The organism is Cognatiluteimonas profundi, assembly GCF_009792795.1.
Taxonomy (GTDB): domain Bacteria; phylum Pseudomonadota; class Gammaproteobacteria; order Xanthomonadales; family Xanthomonadaceae; genus Cognatiluteimonas; species Cognatiluteimonas profundi.
In genome coordinates this window covers 17,027-34,470 of the sequence record NZ_VKHQ01000003.1, presented here as the reverse complement: position 1 = coordinate 34,470, position 17,444 = coordinate 17,027, and the positions used below count along the sequence as shown (strand labels likewise).

Below are 17,444 nucleotides of genomic sequence, written 5' to 3'. Positions count from 1 at the left end.
CGTGGTCGATCGCGTCATGTTGCTGCATTGCGCTGCGGCCGCCAAGACAGCGGCAGCGTCGAGCCAGCTCACGGCCCTTCACCTTGCGTCTCGAGCGTGCACGGCATAGCTTAGGGCCGAACTGCGCCCGAGGTCGCTCGAATGAAGTTGCGCCTGCGCCCGAGCGTCGCCGTGATCCTGTTGCTTGGCCTGGCGTTGCTCCTCTTTCTCGGCCGCCCATTCCTTCCGCTCCGTGGATCGGCATCGGAGCGCACGGTCACCGTCGGCCTGTACGACAACCCGCCCAAGATCTACTTGGACGGCAACGGCAAGCCGGCAGGATTGTTCGTGGACCTGTTGCAGCCCATCGCCTCGCGCGAGCACTGGTCGCTGCGCTTCGTGCATTGCGCATGGTCGGACTGCCTGCAGTACCTGCGTGATGGCCGCATCGACCTGATGCCCGATGTCGCCTATAGCGAGGAGCGCGCGCGCCAGTTCGATTTCCACAGGATCGCCGCCGCCCACAGCTGGTCCCAGGTGTACCGGCGCCCGCAGGTGGACATCCGTTCGGTCGCGGACCTCGCGCACCGGCGCATCGCCATCCTGCGCAACGGTATCCAACACCAGTACCTGGTGCAGCTGATGGCTGGAAGCGCCCTGCCCTTTACCCCCGTGCTGGTGAACAGCTTCCCTGAGGGTTTCCAGGCCACGCGCGACGGGCGCACCGACGCGGTGGTGAGCAACGCCTTCTTCGGTGCTGGCCAAGCGCGTCGTTATGGGCTGGTCGAGACGCCGATCATGTTCGAACCGGTCAGTCTCTACTTCGCCACCGCCAAGGGGCGCAATCCCGAGCTCCTGGCGCGCATCGATCATTACCTGACCCGGTGGCGACAGGATCCGGACTCGGTGTATTTCGCTGCCATCCGCAACGCAATGGCGCCCGAACCGGTGACGATCATCCCGCGCTGGCTCCGGTACACGCTGCTGGGCATGGCGACGCTGGCGCTGCTGCTGCTGGGCTTCGGCGTGCTGTCGCGCTGGGAAGTCCGCAGGAAGACCATCGACCTGCAGCGCGCCAACCGGCGCCTGGACCAGGTGATCGCGGCCAGCCCGGTCGTGCTGTTCCTGCTGCAGGGTCGCAGCCGCGAGTTCGCGCCCCAGTGGGTGAGCCCCAACATCCAGCGCGTGTTGGGATATCCGCCGCAGGACGCGCGCCAGCCGGGCTGGTGGGCTGCGCACCTGCACCCCGACGACCGCGACAGTGCGATGTCCAACCTGGGCCAGCTCGCCTATCGCGGGCAACTGACGCAGACCTATCGTTTCATCGACGCCGCTGGCAGGACGCGTCACATCCACGAGGAGTTGCGGGTCGCCGACACGATCGATGGCGAAACCACGCAGATCGTCGGGACGTGGAGCGATATCACCCAGGCGCGGGAGCACGAGGCCGAGCTCGGTTTCCTCGCGCTGCATGACACGCTCACCGGCCTTGGCAATCGCGCGATGCTGCAGCTGCGACTCACCGAGGCCATCGATCGCGCGCGCACCGACGGCACCCGGCTGGCGATCGTCTCGATCGACCTGGATCGGTTCCGCAACGTCAACGACACGCTGGGGCACACGCTTGGCGACGAGTTGCTGCGCACGGCGGCAAGACGGATCGGATCACTGGCAGGGCGCGACGACTTCCTCGCGCGGATTGGCGGTGATGAGTTCGTCCTGGTCCTGTGCAACACCAGCACCAGCCAGGCCTCGGCGAAGGCGCAACAACTGCTGCAGCTGTTCTCGGACCCGCTCACGGCGACGCCGCACGCCGTCGTCGTCACCGCCAGCGTCGGCATCAGCGTGTTTCCCGATGACGGAGCGGATGCCGATACGTTGCTCAAGCACGCCGACCTGGCGCTGTACGAGGCCAAGGGCATCGGATACAACAACTACCGCGTCTTCGCGTCCGCGTTGTCCGCTGGCGCACAGGATCGCGTGGCGCTGGAGACGGCCTTGCGCAGCGCCGTCGCACTCGGGCAACTGCTGCTGCATTACCAACCGCAGGTGGACCTGGCCAGCGGCAAGCTGATCGGCGTGGAAGCACTGGCGCGCTGGAACCATCCGGAGCTGGGGTCGGTGCCACCGGGCCGGTTCATCCCGCTGGCCGAGGAACTCGGACTCATCGACGAGATCGGCGCATGGGTGCTGCGCGAAGCCTGCCGGCAGATGGCCGCATGGCAGGACGCCGGGCTGTTCGTGCCGTCCATGGCGGTGAACCTGTCGGTGCAGCAGATCGAGCGCGACGTCCTGCCGACGCTCGTCGCTGATGTGCTGCGGGAGGCAGGGCTTGCAGCCGGGCGACTGGAGCTTGAAATCACCGAGTCGACCATCATGCGCGAGCCGGAGAAGGCCATCGCGGTGTTGCGCGAACTGCACGACAGGGGCGTCAAGATCTCGATCGACGACTTCGGCATCGGCCATTCGAGCCTGGCCTACGTCAAGCGCCTTCCGGTCGACCGGCTGAAGATCGACCAGTCGTTCGTGCGCGAGATCGGTCGCGATTCCAACGACGAGGCCATCTGTCGCACGGTCATCGAGCTGGCGCGCAGCCTTGGCCTGGATGCCATCGCCGAAGGCGTGGAACGCGATGAACAAATCGACTTCCTGCGCGCGGAAGGCTGCCAGTTCGCGCAGGGCTATCTCTTCAGCAAGCCGTTGCCCGCGGCGGCGCTGCAGGATCTGTGGCAACGCGGTTGGCGTGCATCTCCCCGACCACCAGGCCTGCGGCAGGAACGCAGGGGCGTCGCCTCGGCGGATGGGCCGGGCAAGCGCTGACCCGCGTCACTTTCCCCCGCCACTGCGCCAGATCGACACCAACAGCCAGACGGCGGCAATCACCGCACCCACGAAGCCGAGCAAGCCGAAGAACGGCAATCCGAGCAGTGTCGGACCGCCCTTGACGGTCAGGGTGATGGACGAGCCGATGATCAGCGCCGCCAGCACCACGCCGACGGTCAGGCGGTTCGCGGAATGATCGATCTGCTCGCCGAACTCGCGCAGGTGGCCAATGTCGATGTGGTGCCGGAATTGCCCGCCGCGCACCGAGCGCAGCAGCCCACGCAGGTCCTGCGGCAGCGTGGCGAGCATGCCGGCCATGCCGGACAGTCCGCGCAGGCCGCTCTTCGTCAGCGCCCGCGGCGAAAAGCGCGCCCGCATCGCGCGACGCAGGAATGGCTCGGCGCGGCGTGCCATGTCGAAGTCCGGATCGAGCTTGCGTCCGGTGCCTTCGAGTGTCACGAACACCTTGACCAGCAACGCCAGGTCGGCCGGCAACGCCAGCTGGTGCACACGCAACAGCGTGGTGACTTCCAGCAGCATCCGGGTCAGGTCGAGCTGCCCCAGCGGAATGCCGTGGTAGCGATCGACGAATGCGTCGACGTCCTCCGCCAACTGGGCTTCGTCGATCCCGGGCTCGCCGGTCCAATCGAGCAGCACCTCGGTCACGGTCTCCGCCCGGTGGTTCACCAACGCGTGCAGCAGCACCAGCACCTGCGTGCGACGCGCGGACGACAATCGACCGACCATGCCGTAATCGATCAATGCGATGCGGCCGTCGCGCAGCACGAACACATTGCCCGGATGCGGATCGGCGTGGAAGAAACCATCCTCCAGCAGCATCTTCAGCACTGCTTCGGCGCCGCGCCGTGCGACCTGTTTGCGGTCGATTCCGGCTGCATCCAGCGCCGTGATGTCCGCAACGGGAATGCCGTCGATGAAGTCCTGCACGTTCATGCGTTCGCCGGTGTAATCCCAGTGCACGCGTGGCACGACGATCCCCGCATCGTTGCCCTTGGCAAGACTGGCGGCGATGCGCTCGGCGTGGCGGCATTCGGCTGCAAGGTCCAGCTCACGCGTCAGCGAGGCCTTGAACTGCTTGACCACACCGACCGGATGGAACCGCCGCAATTCCGGAAAGTGCGCATCGAGTGTCGCGGCCACGCGATGCAACAGGCGCAGGTCGGCCTCGATGATCGGGCGGATTCCCGGCCGGCGCACCTTGGCCACGACATCGGTGCCATCCGGCAAGCGCGCGCGGTGCACCTGCGCGATGGACGCGGCGGCCAGTGCCTGCGGGTCGATCGCGAGGAAGACATCCTCGGGTGGCGCGCCGAGGTCTTCGGCCATCTGTGCCCGGATCGCTTCCCAGGCAACCGGCGGCGCCTGGTCCTGCAGCTTGCCGAACTCGTCGATCCATTCGGGTGGGAACAGGTCCACGCGCGTCGCCAGCACCTGCCCCAGCTTGACGAAGCTCGGGCCCATCTCCTCCAGTACGCGGCGTGCCCGTACCGGCGGCGACAGCGTGGCCAGTTCCGCCATTGCGCCCAGCGGCAGGATCCTGCCCGCGCGTCCCAATGCGGCTTCCAGCCCGAAGCGATGCACCAGGTCGCCGAATCCGTAGCGGATCAGGATCGCGGCCAGGTCGTGCAGCCGCCCAAGGTCACGCGTGGCCGCCAAGGTCTCCCAGATCATGCTTGCTCTCCGCCGGGACCGCCACCCTAGCACCGGGGCCCGTGAGGCCATGGTGCGCCGCGCCGGGCGTCCAGCCGACCCTTCGGCATCCACGGCAACAGCTCAGGCCATCGGACCCTGCGCTTCGCGCGCGACCACGCATTCGAGCGCAGCGAAGCAGTCGCCATCGATCGCCGGTCCGACTGCCGCGCGCATGATGTCCAGCGTCTGCGCGATGGGTGTCGGCGCGTGGTACGGACGTTCGGCGGTGATCGCGTCGAAGATGTCGGCGACGGTGATGATGCGCGTCTCCAATGCGATCTCGTGTGCCGACAGTCCCAGCGGATAACCGGTTCCGTCTAGGCGTTCGTGGTGCGCGGACGACACCCGCGCGAGTTCGGCGAAGGGCGAGATGCGCTCGAGGATCTGGCCGGTGTAGGTCGCATGCAGTTGCACCGCCGCCCATTCGGCTGCGTCCAGACGCGCGGGCTTGTCGAGGATCGTGTTGCTGACACCAAGCTTGCCGACGTCGTGCAGCACGGCGGCACGCCGCAGCCAGCGCCGCCGCGCTTCGTCGATATTCAATTCACTGGCCACGAGGTCGGTGTAATGGCGGACACGCTGGCTGTGTCCGGCCGTGAACGGGCTCTTGGCATCCACGACCTGGCCGTACGCGTCGGCGATCGCATCGAGATAGTCGTCGTCAAGCTCGACGCCGTGCCCTCCAGGCTCCAGCGCCTGGACCGCGCGCTCGACCTCGTCGCTGGCGAGCGTCCGCCAGAAGTCGGGCGTCGCGGCCACCGCGTCGAGGGCATCCACGAGTTCCGGGTCGAACCAGTCGCCCGCCCGGGAGCGCGCCTCCGCCAGCGCCGCCGCAGGGCCGTCGTTGAAATGGAACACGTCGACGACCTGCGCCAGCAAGGCGATGCGCGAGCCCAGCGGAATGGCGCCGCCCTGCAATCCATCCGGCCGGCCGCTGCCGTCGAAATGCTCATCCAACCCGTGCACGCCCTGCGCGACCGATTCGGGAAACCGCAACTGCCGCGCGATGTCGGCACCGCGGCTGCAGCGGGTCTGGATCAGTTCCTGCGCCACCGCGTCGCCGTTGCGCATGATGTTGAGGATCGCGCCGACCCGCTTGCGCCAGCTGGCGTGTGGCCCGGTGCGACTGACGACGAATGCCAGCACCTGCGGCGTCCCGGTGCCGACGCGCTTGAAGTCGTGCTTGAAGCTGCGGTCGTCGGTCAGGTAGAGCTCGCAGATGCGCGCGGCATTGCTGCTGCAACCCAGGTCCTTCAGCAGCAGCGTGTAGTAGAGCGACCAGAGCTCCTCATCGCGCAGCCCGATCTGCCGCCCCACGTGCATGCCGATCCAGCAGCAGCGCACGCAATGCCCCGCCGGCTGCCCCTCGGTGAGGTCCAGCGCGTAACTCAGCGACCCGATGAGTTCGGCGAGCTTGAGTTGCGACATGCCTTCCTTGCGGACCCGGGGATGGCCATCCTCCATGGATGGCCTGGCCGTAGCGGATCACCTGTGGACTGTACGTTGTGGTTCGGCGCACGGATGCGCGGCAGGTCGCGATACGAGCCATTGATTCCGGGCCTTGTCTTCCCGAACGAGCCCCTGGACTGCGGAACCAGCACGCCCTCGGACGACAGACACGCCCGCGGTGTCCACCACCGCGCATGCGGTCGCCAGCTGTCAATTCGCGTCTGGACGCCGATCAGCGCAAGAGGGCGTGCACGATCACGGCCGGCAACCAAGTGAACAGCCCCGACAGTGCGACCGAGACATAGAGCAGTCCGAACACGACCGCGGACATCAGCCCTGCCAACAGCGCGATGACCGGCGCCAGCAGCACCCATGCCCAAAGCGGCGGCACCCTGCCCGCACGCGGCGCGACATGCGCACCCATCAGGCCCAGGGCCTTCAGCCGGCGGTCCAGCGAAGGCGACATCGGCACGCTGGATCCACCGAGGATGCTGCGGGCGCCGATCAGCGGGCTCGGGACGACCGACAGGTGCGCGATCCAGGCGCCGAATGCACCGTCGACCGTGGCACCACGGATTTTTTCCAGGGCGCTCCCGAGCGTGTCCGGGTCGCGGGTGAGCTGCACCGCGATCGCATCGGCCATGTACTTGCGCCGGCGCCAGCCGAGCGACAGCAGCGGCCCGAGCAGGAAACTGCACAGCATGCCGCCGAAGAAACCGCTGATGACCAGCGGTCCGGCAACGGGCATCCATGCCAGGGTGCGCAAGGGAATCCTGCCGGTGTCAGCGGGAGGGTCGTGCCCGGTTTGCGTCGCCGGATCGAAGGGATTGGTCAGGACCATCGCCAGGTGTGCATCAGCGGCGCTGGCGCCTGGCCGCAGCGAGCGCAACAGCAGGTGACCGAGGCGACGGGCGGCTCCCCGGTCCGACAACGATTGGCTGAGCCTTGCGATCAGCCCGAACATGCCCAGCAAGCTCGCCATGCGCGCACCGACTCCCAGATCGCCGTTGGCGATGGACCCGACCAGGTGGGCGGCGACGCCCTGCAGCTCGGCACGACTGGCACCGGCGAGCAGACCGGTGCTGACCACGACGTTTGCGTGCGCGTCGTCGGCGCCATACGCGGCTGCATTGACCGCGTCGGTTTCGGTCACCCAGACCCGTGGCGCGACGACCGAGGCAGCGATCGCCATTTCGGCGACGGTGTTGGCGAAGCGTTGTTCGGCGAGCACGGCCGGGTTCGGCGGGCGAGCCCCGAAAATCGAGGCATCGTTGGTCATCGCCTCGCGCATCAGGCGTCCAAGCGTGCGCAGCATCAGCAGCATCAGGCAGCCGCCGGGCAGTGCCGCGAGCAGCAGCAATTCCATCCAGCGTCCCGGCCGGATCGCCTCGGGCGCATCGATCACGCCGGACATGGCATCGGTCACCCGGCCGATCAGATCGGGCACCGGTATTGCCAGGTTCACGAGATCCAGGGCCAAGCCGAGGATGGCGTAACACAGGGGCGCCATCAGCACCGCCACGACCAGGGCGAGCACGAGTGCGCAGGCATTGGCCAGCCATCCCAGGTAGGTTGCCCCCCGGCGATGGCGCGCGATGCTGGCGAAGAACGACTCGCGCTCCTCGTGGGTGAATTGTGGCGATGCCGAATCCGGCATCGGCAGTGCCTCGCTCACGGGCAAACCGGCCTTGTCACATCCTGGCCTTGGCCGTGTCGAACAGCTTCCTGACGGTTCCCGGGCCGTCCCCGACACCCACCAACGTGAAGACCAGCAAGTCCTCGCCGTGACGGATCGTTACGGCCGGCCCCAGCACCACCGCATCGTCGCCGATGCCCTGGTAGGCGCTGTCCGCGCTGGCATCGTGTCCGGCCATCGCCTTCTCCGCCCTGAGCGTCGCAGCACCATCGCCCCGGGACACGGTGAACTCGGCGCTCGGACCACGACCGCCAGCCGGGTTGTACCTGCAACTGGACACGTCCTGGGTTACGTCGTTCGCCACCGCGACCATCGCGGTGCCAAGGAATGTCGACATGTCGGCCGCAGTGAGCAGGTTGCAGGCACTGTGCGGATCGCCTGGCGCGACATCCACACCTGCAGTCGTCCCAGCTGGTGACGACGCAGCATCCGGCGACGGCGCGGCCGTCGACGCGTCGGGCGCAGACACACTGGCGCCGGCGGCCACTGGCGCAGGCCCCGAACAGGCCTGCAACGCGGGCAGCAGGAGCATCAAGGCGAATGCAAGGCGACGCACGCTCATGGGTGGCTCCAGATGTGCACGGTCAGCGACGATCCTTGCGTGCCAGTTGGAACCTCGCCGCGTCGTCGAATCCGCTCTGCTCGTGGCCCGGTGCGAGGGAGTTGCGGATCTTCAGCGAACCCGGGTCCATCGCGGCATTGCCGACCCCGCCGAGTGCGGGATCGCCGAACAGCCCGGTCGCGATGTCGAATCCGAGTTTGTAGAACGCGGGGGCATCGGGCGCAGCCACCTGGGCCAGGGCGTTGGCGGCATCGCGCACGGCGGCAACGTCCGGATCGGCCTGGGCAATGGCGGCGCCCTTGGCGGCGAGTTCGGCATTGGCATTGCGGTCGATCGAGAACTGCACGGCGAGTCCGAATCCGAATTGTTCGTCGGGATCCAGCGCGTTCTGGATCGCCTGCTTCCCGGGTCCATTGGCGGTATCGCCTTCGGCCACGGCCATGCCGTAGTCGAAGCCGTTGCGGGCCTTGCCATCGGGGATCGCATTGCGCAGTTCCGTGGCCAACGGATCCTGGCTGGCAAGGACCTGGCCCCGCGCTGACTTGTCGCTTCGCCAGGCCCCATCGAGCTGCGGCGCCGCGGGCTGTGCAGGCGGTGCCGGCTGCGCTGCGCATTGCCTTTCCAGTGAGGCGGCCGCTGGCGAATTACGCGCGCGCGCGGACCTGGCTACCTCGCAGATCGACAGGCCGGCATTCGGATTGGCCGACGGCGCGACCCGCCCCAGGGCGACCGGCGGCTTGGCGGGCGGCACGACCCGGCCCAAGGCCATTGCCGGCCTGGCGGCAGTGGCAAGACCCAGCGACGACGCGGCCGGCGCGGGCGCGGTCGTCGCGGGCACGCCCGCGTTGTCCATGCATTCGGCGGTTCCATCGCTGTGCCACATCGCCATGGTTTGCGGATGCTGCTTGTCGTAGGTGCTGCCCTCGATCCGCCCCTGCGGGCCGACCTTGCCGGTGTAGGCGCCAGTCGTGCCGTTGTTCCAGTAGACGGTCACGTCGAAGTCATCACCCTTGATCGTGCCGTCGACCGACCCATCGATCACGTAGTAGTCGTCGCCGCTGAACATGTCGCCCTTGTGGGTGGCGCCGTAATAAGCGCTGCCCTTGAGCACCGTTCCGTCCTGTTGCAGGGAAAAATGCACCGCCGTGTCATTGCTCTGGATGGCGGCCCACTGGTTGCTCACATTCCAGTGGCCACACCCGGCTTGCGCCGCAGCCAGCGAGGGCAGGCCGAGGCAGGAAAGAACGACGACCCAGCCTGCGACGGAATCTAGGCTCTTACGGATACCTGGCATGCGACCACTCCACTGTTGGATACGTCGTCCGGCGAATTCGCTTCAGTCATGGCGACCCTGGCCCCAGGCCAGTATCGGCGCCGGCGGCCGCCACGCGGATATTGCTCTCGATGGAGCTTGCCCACCTGATGCCGGGAAGTAACGGCCAACACCAGCATGCTGTCCTGATTCCAGGGTCATGGTCCCGCCGCCCGCCCTCGATACCGATCCCTGTCTCACACGCCAAAAGTCCGCATGACCGGACGCCGTCCAGGTTTTTTCCTGCGGTCTCCCGCGCGCCCAGCCGACCCGCGTGCCGCCGGCGTGGTCGCGCATCCGAACCCGTGTCTCCGCCATGACGAACGTCCCCACCCCCCTCACCGGCCCGCCGGCGCCAGCGGCAGGTGTATAAGGCCTCATTCCCCAGGAGTGACAGTCATGAAACGCCATCTGCTGAAGCTTGCCGCCATCGGCGCAATCGCCCTCGCATCGCCATCTTTTGCCGCCTTGAAGGTCGGCACCCGGGCGCCCGATTTCAGCGCGCCCGCCTATCTCGCCGGCAAGGCGTTCACCTTCAAGCTCGCCGATGCGTTGAAGAAGGGACCCGTGGTCGTGTACTTCTTCCCGGCCGCCCATACCGCCGGCTGCAACCTGGAGGCGCACCTGTTCTCACAGGCCATCGACCAGTTCAAGGCGCAGGACGCCACCGTCATCGGCGTCACCGCCGGCAATGTCGACCAACTGGCTGACTTCTCGAAGGAAACCGAGCACTGCGGCGGCAAGTTTCCGGTCGCGGCCGATCCGGGCGCGAAGATCGCCGGGCAATACGACGCCGTCCTGACCCTGAAGCCCGAATGGTCCAACCGCACGTCCTACGTGATCGCGCCGTCGGGCTCGATCGTGCACGTGTACTCGGATCTCAATCCGAACAAGCACGTCAAGGAAACGCTCGACGCGGTGAAGGCGCTGAAGAAGTAGGCAGCCTGATCCTGCTGGACCACGTCCCGGGTTTGCGCAGGGCGGGCCCTGGCCCGCCGCCGCGGCTGACGCCCCGTCACGACGCTGGCGGGGTGCCGGAGAGCGACGGCTTCAGCAACTCCCACCAGCGGGCGAATGACTGATCGTTCGCGCCGTCCAGTTCGGGTTATCCCGTGGCCTGCATCGCTTCACCGGGCGTCCGGAAACGAGCACGACGGGTCGCAACGATCGGCCGGGGCGGCGCTAGACTGCCGGCCAGTGGTCGTTGATAGGGGCCGGGGTTCGAATGTTGAGCTGGGTACTTGCTGCTGCACTGGCGCTCCAGGCGCCCGCCAAATCCGCTGTCGAGCCGGTCCAGGCAACTGTCCCGATTCCCGTGCCCGTACCCGTGGTCGTGGATCCGGTCCCGCTGGACCAGGTCATGGCATTGCCGCCGGAGTTGAAGGCGCAGGTGCACGCGGTGTTGCTGGCGGGTGATCCGTCGCCGACGCAGCGGTTCCAGCGGCTGATCAACTTCGTCATCGATGACAAGGACGGCCTGGGGATGGCCTACGACGAAAGCGCGACCTACACCGTTGCGCAGGCCTATGCCATGCGCAAGGCGAATTGCCTGACCTTCACCCTGCTGGTGGTGGCGCTTGCGAAGGAGGCGGGGCTTGACGCGTATCCGCAGGAGATTGGCGAGACGCTGTCCTGGCGCGAAGTCGAGGGAACGATCTATCGCGAGAACCACATCAATGCCGGCGTGCACATCGGTGGCCATCGCTACACGGTGGATCCGGCCGCTGACCTGGTGTTCCTGCCGCGTCCGCCCGTGAGGGTGTCGCATGAGCGACTGCTGGCGCACTACTACAACAACGTGGCCGTCGATCGCCTGCTGGAAGGCCGGATGGACGCCGCATTGAAGGACATGGGCGTGGCGCTGGCGCTGGATCCACGCTACGCGACCCTGTGGAGCAACGCCGGCGTGATCGCGTTGCACAACGGTGACGCCGCCACCGCCGAACGCAACTACAACACGGCGCTGGCGCTGGATCCCGCCGACGCCAGTGCGCTGTTCAACATGGTGCAGCTGATGCACGGTCGCGGCGACCGGCGCGAGGTGGAGTTCCGGCAGCGCCTGTCGCGGGTCGAGCAGCGCGATCCCCTGCAGCAGTTCCTGCAGGCGCTGGACTACGAGCGCGCCGGAAACTTCCCGCGTGCCATCGCGAGCACGCGGCGCGCGATCCAGCTGAAACCCGACGAGCACCGCTTCTATGCCGCCCTCGCCCGCCTCTACCAGCGCGTCGGCGATTTCACCCGGGCGCGCTCCGCGCTGGCGAGCGCGCAATCACTCAGCGAGGGCAAGACGCAGGCGATGTATCGCGCCGAACGCGACCGCCTGCGAAAGCTTGGCGAGCAGGCCAAACGTGAAGTCGGTGCGGATGAGGTCGCGCCGCCATTGAAGTAGCCAGGCGCCTGCTGGCGAGGATTCGCGTCGCGCCCGGCGGGCCTCAGCCGCCCCGCACCCGCAGCGTCAGCCCCTTGAGGAAGTTGCGCAGCATCTGGTCGCCGCACAGCCGGAAGTGCTTGTGGTCGGGCTGGCGGAACAAGGCGGAGAGTTCCGGCTTGGACACCGCAAAGCCGGCGTCCTCGAAGGCCTGGTGCATGTCGACATCCTTCAGCTCGAAGGCGACGCGCAGCTTCTTCAGCACCACGTTGTTGGTGATGCGCTTCTCCACCGGTCGCGGTGGCAGGCTGTCGTTCCTGCCGCGGTAATGGATGATCAGTCCGTCGAGGAAATGCGCGAGCACGCGGTCGCTGCACTCGACGTAGCCCGCGTCGTCTTCCTTCTTCAGGAAGGCCTGGACGTCCTCCTTCGCGATCGGGAAATCCGCATCGGCCAGCTTGATGATCTCGACGACCTTGCTGTCGCCGAGGTCGAGCATGTAACGGATGCTGCGCATTACGTCGTTGTTGATCATGGCCTGTCCGTTTGCGCCGGGTCGGCTGGGCGCCGAGGGACTGCACACTCTAGAGGGTCTCCACGAACCATGCGCCATGAACGGGCCGCGACTTTCCTGTACGGCGCCCATCGAGTGGCCTGGTACGTGGTCCGTATTCACACCATGGCCAAACGCGACTCGCAACGATGTGCTTCGACCTCATCCATACGGTGTGCCATGCCTGCGTTCCAGATCCCGTTTGCCGTCCGCGCCCTGCCCGCTGCCCTCGCTCCGCTCCTGTTGCTGGCCTGCACCGGCACGCCCAGCCCCGATGCCGTAGGTACCGCGGCGCCGGCGACTTCCGCGGACGTTGCGGCCTCGACTGTCCCGTCGGCCGCAACCAGTGCCGACGCTGCGATGCCGCCGGTGAGCCTGTCGACTGCAGCATCGGTTGCCACGACCGCGCCGGCATCCGTCGACACCAGCGCGCCCGATGCGATCGCGCCTGCCGTCACCGCGGCACCGGCCGATGCCGACCTCGCCAGGGACAGCGTGTTGCGTGCGCAGGTGTTGCTGGAGCGCGCGCATTTTTCGCCCGGCGAGATCGATGGCGCCAAGGGCAGCAACCTGACCAAGGCGATCGCGGCCTATCAGCGCGCCAACGGCATCGACTCCAGCGGCACGCTGGACACCCCGACCTGGGACGCACTCAATGCCGACACCGCGCCCGTGCTGGTCTCCTACACGCTGACTACGGATGACATCGCGGGACCGTTCGAGGCAACGCCCAAAACGCCCGCCGACATGGCGAAGCTGAAGGCGCTGCCCTACGGATCGGTCGAGGAAAAATTGGCCGAGCAGTTCCACATCGGCACCGGCCTGCTGAAGAAGCTCAATCCCGACGCCGACCTCGCCACCGCCGGCACGACACTCACGGTTCCATACGTCACCCCGGCTGATGCCCTGCCAGTGCCGGAGCGCATCGTCGTCGACAAGTCCGATGGCGCACTGATGCTGCAGGACAGCACGGGCAAGGTGCTTGCGCAGTTCCCGGTCACCACCGGCAGCGCGGAATTCCCGCTGCCGATCGGCGAGTGGAAGGTCACCGGCGTCAAGCGCAATCCCGTCTGGTATTTCGATCCCAAGCTGATCGCCGGCACCAAAAAGAGCGACGAGAAGGCTGAAATCCCCGCCGGCCCCAACAATCCGGTCGGAACGACCTGGATCGACCTGAGCAAGGAGCACTACGGCATCCATGGCACGCCGAACCCGACACGCATCAGCAAGTCGGAGTCCAACGGTTGCATCCGCATGACCAACTGGAGCGCTGCCGCCGTGGCGAAGGTCGTCAAGACCGGCATGCCGGTCCTGATGCAGGAGTAAGCGTCCAACACAAGCGAGCGAGGTGACAGGTGCGTTGATCGACCGGATCAACGCAACCCTGTCGGGCCGATCAGTCTTTCGGTGCTGTCGGCGCGGTTGCGGCAGCTGCGGGCGCGTCGTTGTTCCAGATGTCCCGGATCATCGTCCACTTGCCGTCCTTGCGTTCCCAGACTTCGACGTACTTGCCCGTGCCGACGGTCTTGCCCGTCGTGTCAACAAGGGTGAACGTGCCCTCGTGCCAACCGAGGTTGCCCGAGCTCGCCGATTTGCCGTCGACGATGGCGAGGGTGATACCGGCTTTCTTCGCGTTCGCGATGTCCTTGACCAGGTAGTCGCGCAGCGTTGCCGTCGTGGCGGCCGGCGCATCGGGTGGCATCACCACGGCGTCCCTGGCGTACATCGCAACGATCCTGTCGGCCTCGCCTGCGTTGTAGGCGGTGGCCCAGTCCTGGCTGGATGGATGGAATGCGGCACCTGCTGCCGCCTTGTCCAGGGCAAGCGTGGTGGTGCTGGCCATGACTGCCAGCAGGCCGAGCGAGAGGGAAACCGCAGCTTTGGATAAGTACATGGGACGTCCTCCGTGGATGGTTGCCGGACGCGGGTCTCCGCGCTCGTGTTCCGCGCTGCAAGCCTTTTCGTGCGGCGACTCATCGGCGCAAGGGCCTACACCGTGATTCAAACGGCGCCGGGGCGAAAAGCGGACATGCGGTCGTCAGCCCTGCCCAGCTGCCGGTCATGCAACCGCGACCACAGCAGCAAGGACACGGCCGCGCCGACCAGACAGGTGAACATGTCCCATTGGGTGTCCCATGGGTCGCCCTGGGTTGCGAGGAACGCATCGGCGTCGGCGCCGAATGCCAACGCCGACCACCATTCGATCAGCTCGAAGAACGCGGAAAAACTCAGGGCCACGGCGAGCACCAGGTACACCAGCCAGCCGCCGCGCCGCAGTGGCGTGCAGCGCAGCAATAACTCGCGCGCGAGGATCGCCGGCACGAAGCCCTGCATGAAGTGGCCGACGCGATCCCAGGGGTTGCGCTGGACGGCGATGCCGACGGCATTGGCTGCATCGCGCAACCAGGATCCCAGCGGCGCCTGCGCGTACGTGTAGGCGCCGCCTTCGATCAGCACCAGTGCGTGCGCGGCCAGCAACCAGCAGAGCAATCGTGTCAGCGGGAAGCGCTTCCAGCGCCAGGCCAGCAGCGGAATCCCTGCGATTACCCACATGACTTCCATGAACCAGGTCATCCGGTCGACCGCAGTGAGCACCGACCACAGCAACGCGACGCAGACGATCAAGAGCAACGCCCAGGCTTCGGCGCGCGTGGGGGGAGTGGCGATCGCTGTCGATGTCCCGGGCATGTGCGCTTCCTCGTGAGGCAGCGAGGATAGCCGCACGGGCGGAACCAAGTCAGGGGTCTCATGACTCTTCGTGCGGACGACGGATCGGAGGATGCCGTCGGCCACCCATCCGGCCGCAGATCGTCGACGCGATCCCGCATCGCGGAAATCGCTCAGTCAGCAGCCTCTGCCGTCGCCTTCGGAAGCAGGCGGGCATGGATCCCGGGAAGCATCATCGTCGCCGCCGAGCCGTACCAGCGGTGGTATTCGGCGACCATTTCACCGCGGATGATCACGGGGTCGGTCGCGGTCAGCCGCCGCGCCTCGTCGATGTCGTCGACCGCCAGCACGAACAATCCTCTCCAACCCGCCGGGTCCGCCTCGAACGGACCTGCCAGCACCAGCTTGCCAGCGGCGGCCAGTTTTTCGATGTTGGCGAAGTGCCCGGCGAACATCGCCTTGCGTTCCCCACCATCCGGCACCCGCGTGGGACCGGTCTTGAGGATCACCAGCACGAAATTCCGCATGCCCCTTTCGTCCGCGCCAAGGCGCTTTGCCAGGGCTGCGTCATACGCGGGTGCCGGATCTGCCGTCTGCGCCAGCACCTGCGGCGCGCCGAGCAGTGCGAGACAAGTCGCGACGGTCGCCATCGACGTGAGGTTCATGCTGAATCCTCCTGATGCGGGGAAACAAGACTGGACACGTGCCAGACGGTGGAATCAGGCACTTTTCAGGTCCCGCTCCCGCCGCGTTTTTGGTCGCCTGCCTGATCCAGCAATCCGTGGCGCCGATGCCAGTCTTCGAGCGACTCTTCGGGAAATCCTTCGAGGTGGATATCGTGGTCGCCTCGCGGGACGCGCACCCAGTTGGCCTTGGCATCCAGCAACATGTGCACGCGCTCGGGCGCCAGCGGCAGTGGTGTATCGATTGCCGATGCATGCGGGTGCACCAGGTCCGGCCATTCGGGATCGAACAGCCAGAGCGCGCTGCCGCAACCGGTGCAGAAATGGCGCTGGCCGGAACTGACGCGGCAACTGCCATCGTCTTCGCGGATCTTCGCGTGGTAGACGCCGAGGTGTTTCCGCCCATCGACCTCGAGCGTGTCGGCACGGGCGCCGAGGTTGATCGCACTGCCGCTGCCGCCGGCGGTCTTGCGGCAGATCGAGCAGTAGCAGTACAGGAACGGCACCGGCGCGTAGGCCTCGCAACAGAACCGCACCTGGCCGCAATGACAGGAGCCTTCGAGGTGCATCGGAGAAGCCTGCAGGACAGGGACATGTCGACCCTAGCCCAGCTCGCTTCAAGACCATGCCAAGGGTCCGTTGTCCGGACCGGATGTCCCCATTCAGCGCGCGCCGCCTTGCTCCTTTGTCTCGCAGTTCACCTCTATCGATGCGCCAACGCGTAATCGATGCCTGCACGCACCGCGGCGACCTGCGCGGCGTTGCACTGCCCGGCAGTTGCGCGGGGGCTGTCGGGGTAGACCTCGGTGGTCGTCTTGTAGCGGGCAGCGGTGATGCCCGCACACAGGCCCAGCTCCCTGAGCGCATAGCGGATGACGCCAGGCGCGACGACCGGCGATCCGATGATCTCGCCGTTCGCATCGGCCGGCGCGATGTGGGTCACCTGCTCCACCGCCGCGATCACCGCCTGCTGGAACCCGGGTTGCGGGTTACCGGTGTCGTCGACCAGGTAGAAGCCGTCGGGGATTCCCTCCGGCTCGAACGGCTTGCCATCGCGCGCGGCCAGCGCCGGACGGAACTCGGACTCGTCGGTGTCCGTGGTCTCGTGCAGGTCGATATGCGCCAGCACGCGGTCGCGCAGCGGCGCCACCAGGCGCATGAGGGCCACCGACTCCTCCGCCGGGCTGTCGTCGCGGAACGATCGGTTCGGGTCGAGCGCGTGCGCATTCCAGCGGTGCACGCGCTCGTAGGCCCATGGGCTCACGCACGGCGCGACGAGCAGGTTGACCCGACCTGCATAGTCGCCCGCATGCTGGTCGACGAACTGCAGCGCGCCGTGCACGCCACTGGTTTCATACCCATGCACGCCACCCGTCACCAGCACCACCGGCAGCGCGTCGTTCCAGTCGCGACTGCGGATTGCGAACAGCGGATAGCTGTCGGGGGCATAGTCCAGTCGGCCGTACTGCACGACGTCGAAGCGCGAACGCAGGCGCTCGACCGCGTCCAGAACGTCGGCCTGGTAACTGCGCCTGCGCGTCTGTCGCGAGCGCCAGTCGGCGACTTCCGCCGCACCCCAGGGAACGCCGGGGGTGCCGATTGGATAAGGCGCTGCGTCAGTCATCACGTCACGCGCTCC

At 67.0% G+C, this 17,444-nt stretch carries 15 protein-coding genes; 4 read left to right on the top strand and 11 right to left on the bottom strand.

Features of this window, described 5'->3' with window-relative positions:
* The first annotated feature begins 141 nt into the window (after positions 1-141).
* The gene (locus GST15_RS02170) at positions 142-2,799 is read left to right on the top strand and encodes an EAL domain-containing protein (RefSeq protein ID WP_159015629.1); all 2,658 of its coding nucleotides are present in this window, start codon (positions 142-144) and stop codon (positions 2,797-2,799) included.
* A 6-nt stretch (positions 2,800-2,805) separates the two neighbouring features.
* Here the strand turns inward: GST15_RS02170 and GST15_RS02165 are convergent, their stop codons facing one another.
* The 5 genes from GST15_RS02165 to GST15_RS02145 all read right to left on the bottom strand — a co-directional run bounded on the left by GST15_RS02165 (position 2,806) and on the right by GST15_RS02145 (position 9,516).
* On the bottom strand, positions 2,806-4,491 hold the full coding sequence (locus GST15_RS02165) for an ABC1 kinase family protein (protein ID WP_325064766.1): 1,686 nt from the start codon (positions 4,489-4,491) through the stop codon (positions 2,806-2,808).
* Between the two features lie 105 nt (positions 4,492-4,596).
* Positions 4,597-5,979: an HD-GYP domain-containing protein gene (locus GST15_RS02160; protein ID WP_199268697.1), complete on the bottom strand. Its 1,383-nt coding sequence runs from the start codon at positions 5,977-5,979 to the stop codon at positions 4,597-4,599.
* A 217-nt stretch (positions 5,980-6,196) separates the two neighbouring features.
* Entirely contained in the window at positions 6,197-7,639 is a 1,443-nt protein-coding gene (locus GST15_RS02155; RefSeq protein ID WP_159015627.1) for a M48 family metalloprotease, read from the bottom strand.
* 16 nt (positions 7,640-7,655) lie between these two features.
* Positions 7,656-8,222, bottom strand: a complete 567-nt coding sequence (locus tag GST15_RS02150; RefSeq protein ID WP_159015626.1) for a DUF3558 domain-containing protein — start codon at positions 8,220-8,222, stop codon at positions 7,656-7,658.
* Positions 8,223-8,244: 22 nt separating this feature from the next.
* Positions 8,245-9,516, bottom strand: a complete 1,272-nt coding sequence (locus tag GST15_RS02145) for a hypothetical protein (protein WP_159015625.1) — start codon at positions 9,514-9,516, stop codon at positions 8,245-8,247.
* 417 nt (positions 9,517-9,933) lie between these two features.
* Between GST15_RS02145 and GST15_RS02140 the strand changes: the two genes are divergently transcribed.
* Both GST15_RS02140 and GST15_RS02135 read left to right on the top strand, forming a co-directional pair.
* Positions 9,934-10,473, top strand: coding sequence for a peroxiredoxin (locus GST15_RS02140; protein ID WP_159015624.1), 540 nt, complete (start codon positions 9,934-9,936; stop codon positions 10,471-10,473).
* A gap of 376 nt (positions 10,474-10,849) precedes the next feature.
* Complete coding sequence (locus tag GST15_RS02135) at positions 10,850-11,923, top strand: tetratricopeptide repeat protein (protein WP_159015623.1); 1,074 nt, start codon at positions 10,850-10,852, stop codon at positions 11,921-11,923.
* Between the two features lie 43 nt (positions 11,924-11,966).
* Here the strand turns inward: GST15_RS02135 and GST15_RS02130 are convergent, their stop codons facing one another.
* On the bottom strand, positions 11,967-12,437 hold the full coding sequence (locus GST15_RS02130; RefSeq protein ID WP_159015622.1) for a YehS family protein: 471 nt from the start codon (positions 12,435-12,437) through the stop codon (positions 11,967-11,969).
* A 378-nt stretch (positions 12,438-12,815) separates the two neighbouring features.
* On the opposite strand from GST15_RS02130, the gene GST15_RS02125 reads away from it, so the two are divergent.
* Positions 12,816-13,781, top strand: coding sequence for a L,D-transpeptidase family protein (locus GST15_RS02125; protein ID WP_159016407.1), 966 nt, complete (start codon positions 12,816-12,818; stop codon positions 13,779-13,781).
* A gap of 70 nt (positions 13,782-13,851) precedes the next feature.
* Here the strand turns inward: GST15_RS02125 and GST15_RS02120 are convergent, their stop codons facing one another.
* The 5 genes from GST15_RS02120 to GST15_RS02100 all read right to left on the bottom strand — a co-directional run bounded on the left by GST15_RS02120 (position 13,852) and on the right by GST15_RS02100 (position 17,429).
* Positions 13,852-14,349 (bottom strand): YybH family protein, encoded by a 498-nt coding sequence (locus GST15_RS02120; RefSeq protein WP_159015621.1) that lies wholly within the window; start codon positions 14,347-14,349, stop codon positions 13,852-13,854.
* A 107-nt stretch (positions 14,350-14,456) separates the two neighbouring features.
* Positions 14,457-15,143 (bottom strand): DUF2238 domain-containing protein, encoded by a 687-nt coding sequence (locus tag GST15_RS02115; RefSeq protein ID WP_159015620.1) that lies wholly within the window; start codon positions 15,141-15,143, stop codon positions 14,457-14,459.
* Between the two features lie 152 nt (positions 15,144-15,295).
* Entirely contained in the window at positions 15,296-15,787 is a 492-nt protein-coding gene (locus tag GST15_RS02110) for a YciI family protein (protein WP_159015619.1), read from the bottom strand.
* Between the two features lie 65 nt (positions 15,788-15,852).
* Positions 15,853-16,374: a GFA family protein gene (locus GST15_RS02105; protein ID WP_159015618.1), complete on the bottom strand. Its 522-nt coding sequence runs from the start codon at positions 16,372-16,374 to the stop codon at positions 15,853-15,855.
* Positions 16,375-16,508: 134 nt separating this feature from the next.
* Positions 16,509-17,429 (bottom strand): M14 family metallopeptidase, encoded by a 921-nt coding sequence (locus GST15_RS02100; protein ID WP_199268696.1) that lies wholly within the window; start codon positions 17,427-17,429, stop codon positions 16,509-16,511.
* Positions 17,430-17,444 lie beyond the last annotated feature (15 nt).